The following is a 13,807-nucleotide window of genomic DNA, read 5'->3' on the forward strand; positions in this document are numbered from 1 at the left end:
TCGCCGCTTCAGCCGTGGCCATCGCCGACGAGCTCTTGGCCAAGCACTCCAAGGAAACCGACGATGCGATGGTGCTGGCGGCGCGCCACCGCGGGACCTTGCCATGAGCGACCAGAGCTTCGCCGACTTCCACGTCGAATACGTCTCCGCATTGCACCGATACCTGCACGAGCGCAACGAGGACAGCCTCGCGGTCGGCCAAGAGCTGGGCCGTCGCGCCTTGCGTGAAGACATCAGCATGCTGGACATCATCGAGCATCATGTACGGCTGATCCTCGAGACCTCGAACGACTACCGGGTGGACGCACCGATCGCGTTGGAATTCCTGCTGCAAACGTTGGCGCCCCTGGATGTCGCATCGCGCGGATTCCTCGACGGCACCAGGCGGTATGCCGAGGAACGGGCCCGCGCCGAGGGCCTGGCCGACCGCGACAAATTCCGCACCGCCCTGGTGAACTCGTTGCAGGAGGGCTTCTTCGTCGCCGATCATGAAGGTTCGGTGATCGAGATGAACAACGCCTTCATCGAGATCCTCGGATATCCCCCCGAACGTCTGCCCTACCGGTGGCCGCACCCCTGGCTGGTCGACAAGAAGACAGCTCATGAGCAGCAAACCTTGGTCCAGACAATCGGCGGCGCCGAATACGAGACACCCATTCGGCGCCGAGACGGCCAGCTCGCCTGGGTGAAGGTGAGCATCAATGCGGTCAAGGAGAGCGCCGGCGACCGGGATGTCTACGTGGGAACGATTCGAGACATCACTGCGGAACGGGCGTTCGCGGCCCGGGAGAGCGCGGTCCTGCGCTTGGCCACCGCGGTGGCGGTGGCCAAGAGCGTGACCGAGTTGCTTTCGATCACGCTCGACGAGTGTCGGACGGCTATCGACGTCCAACGCGTGGTCGCCGTCGCGTGGCCCGGCTCCGACGCGGAGCCAACGGTCCACGGAGCGGGCGAACCGGCCGAATCCTCTTGGCACAAAATGGATCCGTGGTTGCGCCAAACATTCCAGGACGCGCGCCACCAGCTTCCGTTGACGGCCAGGACAGTCCCCGAACCCGACGATCCCGGCAAGATAAGGGGATTGGTCGCCATGCTCTCCGGCACGGGGGACCTGGCGTTGTGGCTGGAGCTTCGCACCCCGCGCTGGGTCAGCGCGGAGGATCGCCTGCTGGCCACGGTGCTCATCGGCCACCTCGGTCTGGCCATGCAGCATGTGCGCCAATTCGAAAGCGCCCGGGAGACATCGCTGACCTTACAGCGCGCGATGCTGCCGACGGTGCAGCCGCCGCCAGGCTTCGCCGTCCGTTACGAACCCGCTGTTCCGCCATTGGAAATCGGGGGCGACTGGTATGACGTGCTGCCGATCGGTGAAAAGCGCATCGGCATCGTCGTCGGCGACTGCGTGGGTCGCGGTCTGCCGGCCGCCGCTATCATGGGCCAGCTTCGCAGCTCGGCGCGCGCGCTGCTGATCACCGGCGCCCAACCCGCGGTGTTGCTCGAGCAATTGGATTCGGTGGCTTCACTGATCCCGAATGCCTACTGCACCACGGTCTTCCTGGCCATTCTGGACACCGAATCGGGCGTTTTGGAGTACAGCAACGCCGGCCACATGCCCGCCGTGCTCGCATGGTCCGACCCCGCTCAGACGACCTTGCTGACCGATGCCTCGTCGGTTCCGCTGGCGGTTCGCCGGCGCGAACCGCGGCCGCAGGCCTCCCGGGTGCTACCGCCGGGCTCGATGCTGATGCTGTTCACCGACGGCTTGGTCGAGCGGAAACACCAGTCGATCGATGATGGAATAGCCCGGGCCGCAGCACTTTTGGCGAAGACCGTAAAGCTACCCTTGAACGCCGTTCCGGGTGCGATCGTCGACCAGCTGGCCCCGGCGTCGGGATATGACGATGACGTCGCGATGGTGATTTACCGGCGACCCCCCGCACCGTTTCGGACCGAAAGGGCTGCCACCGCAGACAAATTGGCAGACATTCGGCATGAGCTGGCAGCGTGGCTGCGGGCCGCCGACGTCCCGGAACCGTTGGTCGCCGACATCGTGTTGGTGGTCAACGAAGCGTGCACCAACTGCGTCGAACATGCTTACCGCGGACGGCGAGCCGGAACTATGGTGCTGCAAGCCGAATTCGCCGGCGGTGAGGTGCGGGCGCGGGTCACCGATACGGGTTCCTGGAAGAAACCGGCCGCGCATCCGAGCAGCGGCGGGCGGGGCGTCGTGTTGATGAGGGCGTTCACCGACGAGATGCACATCGATAGCAGCCCATCCGGCACGACGGCCCGCATGATCTTTCGCCGGTGACCCAGGGGGCGTGGGATGAGGGTGCCCTCGCGCCGTTTGTCGGGCCGAGTTCGCGGGTAGTCATCGGCGTGACCCGCGCATCGATCATGGCCGAGCCCGCCCTTCCCGCACCCCACGGCCCGTTGTCCACGGCGGTCAGTCACGCGCTGGCCGGGCCGCCCGTCGGCGACCACCTCACGCGAATCGGCGCTTCGGTCTCCGACTCGGATCCCTACGGCCTGGACCTCCAGCTCGCGCTGTGCATGTGCTACGAGCTGCACTACCGCGGTTTCGCGGGCGTCGATCCCGCATGGGAGTGGAACCCCGCCCTGCTGCGCTTGCGCGCCGAACTCGAACGGGCGTTTTTGGCGGGCGTGCGGCGCGACGTCGGTCCGATCGAACCCGGCCAGACGTCGGCGGCCGAAATGGAGTCGCTGTCCGTAGAGCCCACCGACGGTACCGGCCCGTCCTACTACCTGCGCGACACCGGGACTTGGCAACAGATGCTCGAATACTTCGTGCATCGATCGCTGTATCACCTCAAAGAGGGCGATCCGCACGCGTGGGCGATTCCGCGCCTAGTGGGCACCGCCAAGGCGGCGTTCGTGGCCGTCGAGTTCGACGAATACGGCGCCGGCCGGGGTCCGCGCCTGCACCAGCAACTGTTCGCCGACCTGTTGGCCGCCGCCGGTCTGGATTGGACGTATCTGGCGTATGTCGACGCCGTCCCGGCGGAATCGCTGGCGGCGGTGAACCTCATGTCCCTATTCGGGCTGCACCGCTCGTTGCGCGGGGCTGCGATCGGTCATTTCGCGTCGACGGAGATCACCTCGCCCCCCGGATCTCGACGGATGGTCCAGGCTTTGCGGCGGCTGACGGCACCGCCGGCGTGCGTCGAGTTCTACAGCGAGCATGTCGAGGCCGACGCGGTGCACGAACATGTGGTTCGGATTGACGTCGTCGGCGATCTCGTCGCCCGGGAGCCGCAACTCGATGCGGATGTCGTGTTCGGCATGCGCGCCCACGCGGCGGTCGAGAACCGCCTGGCGGACAGGCTCATGGCGTCGTGGAACGAGGGCCGGTCCTCGCTGCGAAAGCCCTTGAAAGAGGGCTAGTTAGCGGGATCAGCGGTCGGGGCCGTGACCTTGACTTTGCGGCATCGCCGATGGCTGGTGTCGCACAACGGGTAGTTCTCGCTGCGCCGACAGGTGCAGATGGCGACCATGAACCGGTCCGACTGCACGACGTCGCCGCCGGGCAGCTCGATGCGCACGGGACCCGAGACCAGCACCGGTCCCCCGGCCACCACTTGTACCCGCGTGGCTGTCACGGCTTTTCCGCCCGGATCACGACGAGTTCCTCTTCCCGGCGCCCGTGCGGGATGCGGCCGGTCTCCTCCAACCATTTCGCCCGGTCCGACATCACTGGTCCGAAGGGAATCCATTTGGCGGCAATGACTTCGGCCCTCATCCCGGCCCACTTCAGGCGATCCAGCGATTGCTCCACACCGGCCAGCGCCGAATGCACGAGCAGCAGGGATCCGCCGTCGCACAACAACTTCGGCACCGATTCGCACAGCGGATCAAGCACCATACGTCCGTCGGGGCCGGCGTTCCAGGCCCATGATGGTCCCGCGCTCGAGGTCCTCCCGGAGTCGTCGGCCGGTGGGGTCGGAACATACGGCGGATTCGCCACCACCACGTCGAATGGGGCAAGTTCCACGGCTTCCGCCCAGGATCCCTCGTGGACATCGACTTCCACGCGGGCCAAGACGGCGTTGTCGCGACAGCAGCGCACGGCGTGCGAACAGGTGTCGAAGGCGGTCACGCCGGCGCCACCCATTTCAGCCGCCGCGATCGCGACGAATCCACTGCCGGTGCAAAGGTCGAGAACCCGTCGTCCCGGGATGAGACCCGTAAGGTGCATCGCATCGACGAGCAGCCGGGAATCTTCTTGCGGCTGGTACACGTTGTGCGCGACCGACACGGCGGGTTCGGGATATGTGGTTATCACTGTTGGCCTTTCGACGGTCCGGGGCAAGGATCGCCGCGGCGATCATGGCTTGGGCTGTGTAATGCCCGCAAAAGACTGGGTTGAAACGGTGCCAAGTCACTCTTGTGCCGGTTTTGCGTCCACGGTCTCGTGACTATCCCGCAGTGGCCTGAGCGAATTCTTTGATGATCGTCTCGCAGAAAGCCGGCAGGTCCCTCGGCGAGCGACTGGTGATCAAGTTGCCGTCAACCACGACCTCTTCGTCCACCACCTGTGCACCCGCGTTGCGAAGGTCCGTGCGGATGCTCGGATATGAGGTCAGCCGGCGGCCGACGACCACGCCGGCCTCGACCAGCGTCCAGGGGCCGTGGCAGATCGCGGCCACTGGCCTTCCGGACGAGACGAAATCGCGCACGAACGCGACGGCGCCCTCGTCGAGACGCAGCTTGTCGGGATTCACCGTGCCCCCCGGCAGCACCAGGCCATCGAAATCGTTTGCCGACGCGTCGGACACCGCGCGGTCGACGGCGACGGTGCCGGCCGGCTCGAGATCGTGGTTCCGGGCCTGGATTTCGCCGGTCTTCAGCGACAGCACCTCGACCCGGGCACCGGCGCTCTGCAGCGCCTCGCGTGGTTGCTCGAGTTCCACCTTCTCCACGCCGTCCGCGGCAAGGATGGCGATCCGCTTGCCCTGCAATTCATTTGACGTTGCGTTTGACATGGTGCCTCCTTTATGGGTTCAGGACAACCTTCGTGCAGCCGTCTTGCTTGTTCTTGAAGATTTCGTAGCCGTGCGGCGCCTGGCCGAGCGGCAGGTGGTGGCTGATGATGATCGTCGGATCGATGTCACCGTTGCGGATCCGGTCCAGCAGGGGACGCATGTAGCGCTGCACGTGGCATTGACCGGTCTTGATCGTCAGCGACCGGTTCATGACCGCACCGATCGGGAACTTGTCCATCATGCCGCCGTACACGCCGATGATCGACAAGGTGCCGCCGTTGCGGCAACTCAGGGCCGCCTCCCGAATCGCATGGGGGCGTTCGGTTTCCAGCCTCATCGCCTGCTTGACGCGATCGTAGGCGTCCACCGGAGCGAAGTCGTTGCGGGCTTCCAGGCCCACCGCGTCGATGCAGTGGTCGGGCCCGCGTCCGGCGGTGATGTCCTGGAGTTCGGCGAGGACCGATGTTTCGGCGAAGTTGAGCGGGGTCGCCCCGATCTTCTCGGCCAGCTCCAGCCGATACGGAACTTTGTCGATCGCAATGACTTTGGACGCGCCGAGCAGATATGCGCTCATGACCGCAAACAGCCCGACGGGGCCCGCTCCCCAGACCGCCACGATCTGCCCCGGCTGGATGCCGCACATCTCGGCACCCATGTAGCCGGTTGGCAGGATGTCCGACAGGAACAGCACCTGGTCGTCGGTGAGGTCATCGTCGACCCTCAGGGGTCCCACGTCGGCGAACGGCACCCGCGCGTATTCGGCCTGCCCGCCGGCGAATCCGCCGAGCATGTGCGAATAGCCGAACAGGCCGGCCGGGGAGTGGCCCATGAACTTCTCCGCGATGCCGGCATTCGGATTGGAGTTCTCGCACAGCGAGTACAGGTCGCGCTCGCAGGCCGAGCACGCCCCGCAGGCGATCGGGAAAGGGACCACCGCCCGATCACCGACGGCCAGGTTGTTCACGCCCTTGCCGACCTCGACGACCTCGCCCATGAACTCGTGCCCGAAGATGTCGCCGCGCTTGACCGTCGGAATGTAGCCGTCGTAGAGATGCAGGTCCGAGCCGCAGATGGCGGTGGAGGTGATGCGCACGATCGCGTCGCGGTCGTTGAGGATCTTCGGGTCCGGAACCTGCTGCACCTCGACGCTGTTGCGGCCCGCGTAGACGGTCGCTCTCATGCTGTGACTCCTGCCTGCGTGTCGGGTTGAGCGGGTCGCTGGTGCAGCTGCCGGCCCGACGCCGTCCCCTCCGGGGATCCGTCGGAACGCAACACCTGACCCGTCTCCAAAATCTGCTTGAAACGGCGGAGGTCGTCGTTGACCTGCTGGTCGGGCGACTCGCCCAAAAGGCTTGCGGCGGCTTTGCCGAGCGCACCGCCGGGCATCTGGTAGCCGATCTTGACCCGAACCTCGGTCCCGTCGCCGTTGGCTGCGGGGGTGAATTCGACGCTGCCGCCGTTCTGGATCGACGAGCCGGGCAGCGATTGCCAGGCGATCCGCTTGTTGGGCTCGTCTTCGGTGATCTGGGCGTCCCACTGCACCGGCTGGCCGACCGGCGCATTGGCGACCCAGTGTGAACGACCGTCGGCGCCGGTTGTGACCGACTGCAGGTGGTGCATGAAGCTCGGCAGGTTTTCCAGGTCGCGCCAGTAGCGGTAGACCTCCTCGGGCGGCCGGCGGACGGTGACCGCGGCGCGCAGGCTGCGGTACGAACCGCCGTTGGCGTGGCGACCGCCGCCACCGCGGGTGGCGCTGAGCGCCGCGTACAGGTCCAGTGCCCCGATCCCGCCGAGCACCGCGGCGGTGATCGCGCCCCGCCGCCGGCGCCCCGGGCCGCGCGCCGCCACCCCGGCCAGCAAAAGCCCCAGGTCCAGGGCGTCGCCGGCCACCCTCGTCCAGACCAGCCTGTCGGAACCGCCCAACAACGCCGCTCCATGCCCGCATTCGCGTGCGCCGAGCGCGCGGATCACCCGGCGAGATCGGCTCGTGTCGTCCACTCCCGCAAGCGCAGCAACTCTGCTGGGCGCCACCAACTCGGCCACGCCGAGCCCGAAGCTGGCGCCGGCGAGCACCTTCACCAAGCCCGCGGTGGTGTTGGCGGATGGATCACTCATCGTAGACTCCTCGCAATGCCGGGCCACAGGCCGATGCAAACATGCTGTCGCACAGCGTCTTTGCGAGCCGCCCGCTCACCCGGACTTATGTCGTACCTCGGTCAAACTGCCGGTGGTAGCCCGATGCCCACGATGCCGTCGGATACCCGTGCACGGACCGCCCAAACCTGATCAGCCGGACGCGTCGCGCAGCGCGTCGAGCAAAGGCTCGGCGGCTTCTTTGAGAAATGCGTCCTGGGTCTGGCCACCGATCTGCACGAGCGCGATATCGGTGAACCCCGCCTCCCAGTAGGGCTTGACGGCCTCGACGATCGAGTCGAGGTCCGGGCCGCAGGGGATGGCATCGGCGACGTCCTCGGGTCGCACGAATTGCGTGGCGCCGACGAAGCCGGCCGGTGTGGGAAGGTCGGCGTTGACCTTCCAGCCACCACCGAACCAGCGGAATTGGTCGTGCGCGCGCCGCACGGCGGTGTCGCGGTCGGGATCCCAGCTGATGGGTAATTGCCCGACCACGCGTCCACCGCCGGCGAGGTCGGCTGCCTGGCGCGCCGCGTGCCATTCGCGCACGAGGTCCCCATCGGGCTCCACCGCAACCAGATGTTCGGCCAGCGTGGCGAAGTTGTGGACACCCTTCGCGCCGGACATCGCCACCGCGATGCCGACCGGGATATCGGGCACGTCCCACAGCCGCGCCGAGTCCACCTCGAAGTACTCCCCGCGCCAGTTCACCAACTGGCCGCCGAACAACTCCTTGATGATCTGGATGGCCTCGCGCAGCATGTCCTGCCGGCGTTCCACCGTCGGCCAACCCTTGCCCACGACGTGCTCGTTGAGGTTCTCACCACTGCCCAAACCGAGAGTGAACCGGCCATCCGACAGGATCTGCACCGTGGCGGCCTGCTGCGCGACGATCGCGGGGTGGTACCGCATCGTCGGGCAGGTCACATACGTGTACAGGTCCACCCGGTCGGTGGCGTGCGCCACCGCGCCCAGCACCGCCCACGCGTTGGGCGCGTGCCCTTGCGACGCCAGCCAGGGCGAGAAGTGGTCACTGCAGACCTCGAAGTCAAAGCCCCGCTCCTCAGCTGAAATAGCATGGCGGACAAGGTCTTTGGGTCCACTCTGCTCGGTCATTAGAGTGTAGCCAAAATTCGTCATGCCCAGACAAGTACCCGTTGACCCGTGAGCGTAACGCCACTGCGAAAAATCGTGCAGGAAATGGCCGCCAGGTCCCGCTCGCGGGCGGCGTTCACCGGAGGACGCGGGCCGTGTTCACCGGACGACGATGGTGTACTCCTGGCGCGGGACCAACTCGCCGATGACGGGTGCGCCCGGCATCTCGCCCGCGATCAGCAGCCCGCCGGACGTCTGCGCATCGGCGAGCAGCAGCGCCTCGTCGTCGTCGACCGCCGACACGTCGACATGGGGCGCCACCCACTCCAGGTTCCGCCGCGTTCCCCCGCTGACGTAGCCGGCCGCCAGCGCTTCGCGGGCACCGTTCAAATAAGGCACCGCGGCAGAGTCGATCACCGCCGTGACGCCGCTGGCCCGCGCCAGCTTGTGCAGATGGCCGAGCAAGCCGAAACCCGTGACGTCCGTCGCGCATTCGCTGCCCGCCGCCAGCGCCGCCGCGGCCGCCTCCGCATTGAGCGTCGTCATCACGGCGATCGCCTCCTCGAACCGCTCCCCGGTCGCCTTGTGCCTGGTGTTCAGCACGCCGATCCCCAGCGGCTTGCTCAGCGACAGCGGCGTGCCCGGCTTGCCGGAATCGTTGCGCAACAAGTGGTTTGGATCGGCCATCCCGGTGACCGCCAAGCCGTATTTCGGCTCCGGGTCATCGACGCTGTGCCCGCCGGCGAGATGGCAGCCCGCCAGCGTGCACACGTCGAGCCCGCCGCGCAGCGTCTCGACCGCCAGCTCGAACGGCAACACATCGCGTGGCCAGCCCAGCAGGTTTACCGCGACCACGGGCCGCCCGCCCATCGCGTACACGTCGGACAGCGCGTTGGCCGCCGCGATCCGGCCCCAGTCGTACGCGTCGTCGACCACCGGGGTGAAGAAATCCGTCGTCGCGATCAGCGCCGTGGCCGCCGTGCCGTTTCCGATCAGAACCACTGCCGCGTCGTCGCCGCCCTCCAACCCGACCAGCAGCTCGCCGGCCGGGTCGCGCGGCGCGGCGCGGCCCGCAAGCCCGGCGACCACCTCCTCCAACTCTCCGGGCGGGATCTTGCAGGCGCAGCCGCCCCCGTGCGCGTAGTGGGTCAGTCGGTAGGTCGCTTGCGACGTCACGCAGTCCATAATTGTCGCCATGGTCCAGGGAGGTGTGTCCGGTCTGGTGACCGGCGCGGTCTTCAAAACCGTCGAGCGACAGCTCCTGCCGCTGGCGGGTTCGATTCCCGTCCGCCTCCGCCATCCTGGTGCCTGAAGTGAAACACGCGGGGGATTCGAGGCGGCGGGTTCCGGCCACGGATGTGCTCCTCGCCGATCCGCGCCTTGCGGAAGCAGAGCGGGTGCTGGGCCGCGCGCTGGTGAAGTCGGTGATCGCCGAGGCCCAACAGCGGGCGCGCGCCGGCGAAATCGCGCCCGAGCGCGTCGCCGAGCATGCGGTCGCGGCGCTGCCCGCGACCGCGTCCAGCCTGCGGCCCGTGATCAACGCGACGGGCGTGGTGGTGCACACCAACCTGGGGCGGGCGCCGCTGTCGCGGGCGGCGGTTGATGCGGTGGCCGCCGCGGGCGGCACGACGGATGTCGAGTTCGACCTGGCCACCGGGCGTCGCGCCCGCCGCGGTCGCGGAGCGCTGGCCGCCCTGGCCCGGGCGGTGCCCGCAGCGGGCGGGGTGCACGTGGTCAACAACAACGCCGCCGCGCTGCTCCTCACCGCGCTCGCGTTGGCTGGGGGCTTGTCGGGGGGCAAGGAGATCGTGCTCAGCCGCGGCGAGCTGGTCGAAATCGGCGACGGATTCCGCATTCCCGAGTTGCTCGCATCCACCGGTTCGCGGCTGCGCGAGGTCGGGACCACCAACCGCACCGGCCTGCGCGACTACGCCGAGGCGATCGGGGACCAAACCGGTTTCGTGCTCAAGGTCCACCCGTCGAACTTCCACGTCACCGGCTTCACCCGCGCGGTCGCGGTGCCCGAACTGGCGAAGCTCGTGGCCGAGGCCAAGGTGCCGCTGGTGGTGGACATCGGCTCCGGGCTGTTGGGCCCCCATCCGGTGCTGCCCGACGAGCCCGACGCCATGTCGACGCTGCGGGACGGTGCCAACCTGGTCACCGCGAGCGGCGACAAATTGCTCGGCGGCCCGCAGGCGGGACTGCTCCTGGGCGATGCGGCACTCATCGAGCGGCTGCGCCGTCATCCCGCGGCGCGTGCCCTGCGGGTGGACAAGCTGACCCTCGCCGCGCTGGAAGCGACCCTGACCGGCCCGCAACCGCCGGTCGCCCGGGCCCTGGGTGCCGACGCGACACAGCTGCAGGCCCGGGCCGAACGGGTCGCCTCGCAGCTGCCGCAGACGCCGGGGGCAGTGGCTGTGGAGTGCATCGCGGCCGTCGGCGGGGGCGGCGCGCCGGGCGTGCGACTGCCCAGCGCGGGGGTGAGCCTGCCCGAGTCATACGCCGCCGCCCTGCGCGTCGGCAGCCCGCCCGTGGTTGGGCGGCTCGAGGCCGGCCGATGCGTGCTGGACCTGCGCACGGTGGCCCCGGAGGACGACGCGCTGCTGGTGGCGGCGGTGCGAGCGTGTTCGTCCTAGCCACCGCCGGCCACGTCGACCACGGCAAGTCGACCCTGGTGCACCGGCTCACCGGCATGTGGCCGGACCGGTTGGCCGAAGAGCGGCGCCGGGGCCTGAGCATCGACCTCGGCTTCGCGTGGACCGAGGTGGCCGGGCGGCGGATCGCCTTCGTGGACGTGCCGGGCCACGAACGGTTCGTCGCCAACATGCTCGCCGGAGTGGGGCCCGTCCCGGCCGTCATGTTCGTCGTCGCCGCCAGCGAGGGCTGGATGCCGCAGTCGGAGGAGCACCTCGCGGCGCTGGACGCCCTCGAGGTCCGGCACGCGCTGCTGGTGATCAGCAAGGCCGACCTGGCCGATCCCGGTACCGCGATGAAGCAGGCGCGGGAACGGTTCGCCACCACGTCGCTCGCCGACCCGCCCGTCGTGCTCGGCACGGACCTGCAACGCGTACGAACCGAATTGGTGGCGCTGACCGACCGACTGCCGCCACCCGACCGCGACGCTGACGTGCGGCTGTGGGTCGACCGCTGTTTCACCGTCCGCGGCGCGGGCACGGTGGTGACCGGGACGCTGCCCGCCGGCACCATCCGGCTGGGCGACGAACTTGAACACGCCGGCAGGCGCGTGACGGTCCGCGGGCTGGAATCGTTGGGCCGCAAGGCAACCGAGGCCTGCGCGGTGTCGCGCGTCGCACTGAACCTCCGCGGCGTGGACCACCGGCACGTCGGTCGCGGGGACACCATCCGTACCCCGGGCGCGTGGCGCGACACCGCCGAGATCGACGTCGCCCTGCGATCGGCCGGCATGCTGCACCGCCGGCTGGTGTTGCACATCGGTTCCGCCGCGGTGCCGGTGGACGTCCGCCCGCTCGGCGAGTCCGCGGCGCGGCTACGGCTGGGGCGGCCGCTGCCGCTGCGGGTCGGAGACGCGGGGTTACTGCGCGACCCCGGCGAGCACCGGATCGCCGCCGGGATCGAGGTGCTCGACGTGCGGCCGCCCCCGATGCGCCGCCGCGGCGCGGCGCGCGCCCGCGCCGCGGAGCTGGCGAGCGGTCGCGCCCGCCCGCCGGACTGTGCGCGGATCGACGAGCTGCGCGCGGTGGGCCTGCCGCCGCTCGGCGAGCGGGTGGGCGAGTGGGTGGTGGACCCACAATGGTGGGCCGCCCGACGTGCGGACGCGGTCGCGCGCGTGACGGCGTGGGCCGCCGATCACGACGTCGCGGCGGGGATGCCGTTGGAGGCGCTGCGGCAGCAGGTCGAGGTGCCCGCCGCGGAATTGATGCCGGCGCTGCTCGAGGGCACCGGCCTGAGGGTGATCGACGGGCTCGTGCGACCGCCCGGGGCGACCCTGCCGGCGCGGGTCGACACGGCCGTGCGCACGGTCGAAAAGCGGCTGGCCGCCGACCCCTTCCGGGCCCCGGAGGCTGACGAGCTGGCCGAGCTCGGCCTCGGCACCCGGGAGCTGGCCGCGGCGGCGCGCGCCGGGCGGCTTACCCGGATCACCGACGGCGTGGTGCTCGGGCCGGACGCGCTGGACCGGGCGGCGGAAATCCTTGCCCGCCTGCCGCAGCCGTTCACCGTGAGCGATGCGCGCCGCGCGCTGCGCACCACCCGACGGGTAGCCGTGCCCTTGCTCGAGCAGCTCGACGCCCGGCGAGCCACTCGGCGTGGCGGCGACGGCACCCGGATCGTGGTTTGATCGGAGGACGCCGGGTAGTCGCCATCGGCACATCGACTCAAGGGGCGCGAATGCACCGCAAAGACATCGCGAAGTTGATCCGGTCGTGGCCGGTCTACCGGCAGTTGACCGGTGCGGACACGTTGGGTCGCGGCCAGGCCGCGCAGTCGAAGCGTTCCGCGGGGCTAGAGCCGCGCACGGCCACCGCGGACACCGTCGCCCATTCGGTCTGCCCGTTCTGCGCCGTCGGCTGCGCGCAGAAGGTGTACGTGAAAGACGGCAAGGTCGTCCAGATCGAGGGCAACCCGGACAGCCCCATTTCGCGAGGCCGGTTGTGCCCCAAGGGATCCGCGAGCAAGCAGCTGGTCACCGGGCCGCAGCGGGAGACCAAGGTGCGCTACCGCGCCCCGTATGCGACCGAATGGCGCGAGCTCGACCTGGACACCGCGATGGACATGGTCGCCGATCGGGTGCTGGACGCCCGCCGCAAGAGCTGGCAGGACTTCGACGCCGACCGGCACACGCTGCGACGCACCCTAGGCATCGCCAGCCTCGGCGGCGCGACGTTGGACAACGAAGAGAACTACCTGATCAAGAAGCTCTTCACCGCGCTGGGCGCCCTGCAGATCGAGAACCAAGCCCGCATTTGACACAGCGCCACGGTTCCCGGTCTGGGGGCCTCCTTCGGTCGCGGCGGGGCGACGGACTATCAGCAAGACCTGATCAACTCGGACTTCATCGTCATCATGGGCTCGAACATGGCCGAGGCGCATCCGGTGGGCTTCCAGTGGGTGATGGAGGCCAAGGCGCGCGGCGTGCAGGTGATCCACATCGACCCGCGGTTCACCCGCACCAGCGCCGTCGCGGACCGGCACGTGGCACTCCGTGCGGGCAGTGACATCGCCTTCCTCGGCGGGGTGATCAACTACATCCTGTCCAACGAGCTGGACTTCCGGGAGTACGTCACCGCCTATACCAACGCGTCGTTCCTGGTCGACGAAAGCTTCCGGGACACCGAGGATCTCGACGGGCTGTTCAGCGGGTATGACCCCGACTCCGCCTCCTACGACCCGGGGAGCTGGCACTACGAGTCGACCCACCACGGGGGCCGCGGCGGGGCGGACGCCAAGGAGACCGCCGCGCCGGACCAGTTGGGCTCGGGCGGGGTCGCGGTGGAGGGCGCGCGGGACATCCCGGCCGACCCGACGCTGCAGCACCCGCGCTGTGTCTACCAAATCCTGAAGCGGCACTACGCCCGCTACACCCCGGAGATGGTGCA

General features: G+C 68.9%; 12 protein-coding genes, 1 tRNA gene and 1 pseudogene. 7 read left to right on the top strand and 7 right to left on the bottom strand.

Annotated elements, in window-relative coordinates; genetic code table 11:
- From JO059_RS15180 to JO059_RS15190, 3 genes and pseudogenes are all read left to right on the top strand, one after another.
- Positions 1–107: pseudogene (locus tag JO059_RS15180) on the top strand (stage II sporulation protein M); the annotation flags it as partial.
- Positions 104–2,311, top strand: a complete 2,208-nt coding sequence (locus JO059_RS15185; RefSeq protein WP_293320087.1) for a SpoIIE family protein phosphatase — start codon at positions 104–106, stop codon at positions 2,309–2,311. The pseudogene JO059_RS15180 and the gene JO059_RS15185, both read left to right, overlap by 4 nt.
- A gap of 68 nt (positions 2,312–2,379) precedes the next feature.
- The gene (locus JO059_RS15190) at positions 2,380–3,405 is read left to right on the top strand and encodes an iron-containing redox enzyme family protein (protein ID WP_293320107.1); all 1,026 of its coding nucleotides are present in this window, start codon (positions 2,380–2,382) and stop codon (positions 3,403–3,405) included.
- On the opposite strand, the gene JO059_RS15195 is transcribed toward JO059_RS15190, so the two are convergent.
- The 7 genes from JO059_RS15195 to selD all read right to left on the bottom strand — a co-directional run bounded on the left by JO059_RS15195 (position 3,402) and on the right by selD (position 9,416).
- Positions 3,402–3,620 (bottom strand): CDGSH iron-sulfur domain-containing protein, encoded by a 219-nt coding sequence (locus JO059_RS15195; protein WP_293320089.1) that lies wholly within the window; start codon positions 3,618–3,620, stop codon positions 3,402–3,404. The genes JO059_RS15190 and JO059_RS15195 overlap by 4 nt on opposite strands.
- Positions 3,617–4,303 (bottom strand): HemK2/MTQ2 family protein methyltransferase, encoded by a 687-nt coding sequence (locus JO059_RS15200; RefSeq protein ID WP_293320091.1) that lies wholly within the window; start codon positions 4,301–4,303, stop codon positions 3,617–3,619. The genes JO059_RS15195 and JO059_RS15200 overlap by 4 nt, the downstream gene beginning before the upstream one ends.
- Positions 4,304–4,436: 133 nt before the next feature.
- Entirely contained in the window at positions 4,437–5,003 is a 567-nt protein-coding gene (locus tag JO059_RS15205) for a type 1 glutamine amidotransferase domain-containing protein (protein ID WP_293320093.1), read from the bottom strand.
- 10 nt (positions 5,004–5,013) lie between these two features.
- Positions 5,014–6,183 carry a zinc-dependent alcohol dehydrogenase gene (locus JO059_RS15210; protein WP_293320095.1) on the bottom strand — a complete coding sequence of 390 codons (1,170 nt, stop codon included), beginning with the start codon at positions 6,181–6,183 and terminating at the stop codon, positions 5,014–5,016.
- Positions 6,180–7,118, bottom strand: coding sequence for an SRPBCC family protein (locus tag JO059_RS15215; RefSeq protein WP_293320097.1), 939 nt, complete (start codon positions 7,116–7,118; stop codon positions 6,180–6,182). The genes JO059_RS15210 and JO059_RS15215 overlap by 4 nt, the downstream gene beginning before the upstream one ends.
- 171 nt (positions 7,119–7,289) lie before the next feature.
- On the bottom strand, positions 7,290–8,276 hold the full coding sequence (locus tag JO059_RS15220; protein ID WP_293320099.1) for an LLM class F420-dependent oxidoreductase: 987 nt from the start codon (positions 8,274–8,276) through the stop codon (positions 7,290–7,292).
- 114 nt (positions 8,277–8,390) lie between these two features.
- Positions 8,391–9,416 (bottom strand): selenide, water dikinase SelD, encoded by a 1,026-nt coding sequence (gene selD, locus JO059_RS15225; RefSeq protein WP_293320109.1) that lies wholly within the window; start codon positions 9,414–9,416, stop codon positions 8,391–8,393.
- 19 nt (positions 9,417–9,435) lie between these two features.
- Here selD and JO059_RS15230 point away from each other — a divergent pair.
- From JO059_RS15230 to JO059_RS15245, 4 genes are all read left to right on the top strand, one after another.
- A tRNA-Sec gene (locus JO059_RS15230) sits at positions 9,436–9,530 on the top strand.
- Between the two features lie 14 nt (positions 9,531–9,544).
- Positions 9,545–10,867 carry an L-seryl-tRNA(Sec) selenium transferase gene (selA, locus tag JO059_RS15235; RefSeq protein WP_293320101.1) on the top strand — a complete coding sequence of 441 codons (1,323 nt, stop codon included), beginning with the start codon at positions 9,545–9,547 and terminating at the stop codon, positions 10,865–10,867.
- The gene (locus JO059_RS15240; protein WP_293320103.1) at positions 10,855–12,549 is read left to right on the top strand and encodes a SelB C-terminal domain-containing protein; all 1,695 of its coding nucleotides are present in this window, start codon (positions 10,855–10,857) and stop codon (positions 12,547–12,549) included. The genes selA and JO059_RS15240 overlap by 13 nt, the downstream gene beginning before the upstream one ends.
- A gap of 50 nt (positions 12,550–12,599) precedes the next feature.
- Positions 12,600–13,807: molybdopterin-dependent oxidoreductase (locus JO059_RS15245; RefSeq protein ID WP_293320105.1), on the top strand; the 1,208-nt coding region annotated here is incomplete at its 3' end.

This window comes from Mycobacterium sp. (assembly GCF_019247615.1).
Taxonomy (GTDB): Bacteria; Actinomycetota; Actinomycetes; order Mycobacteriales; family Mycobacteriaceae; genus Mycobacterium.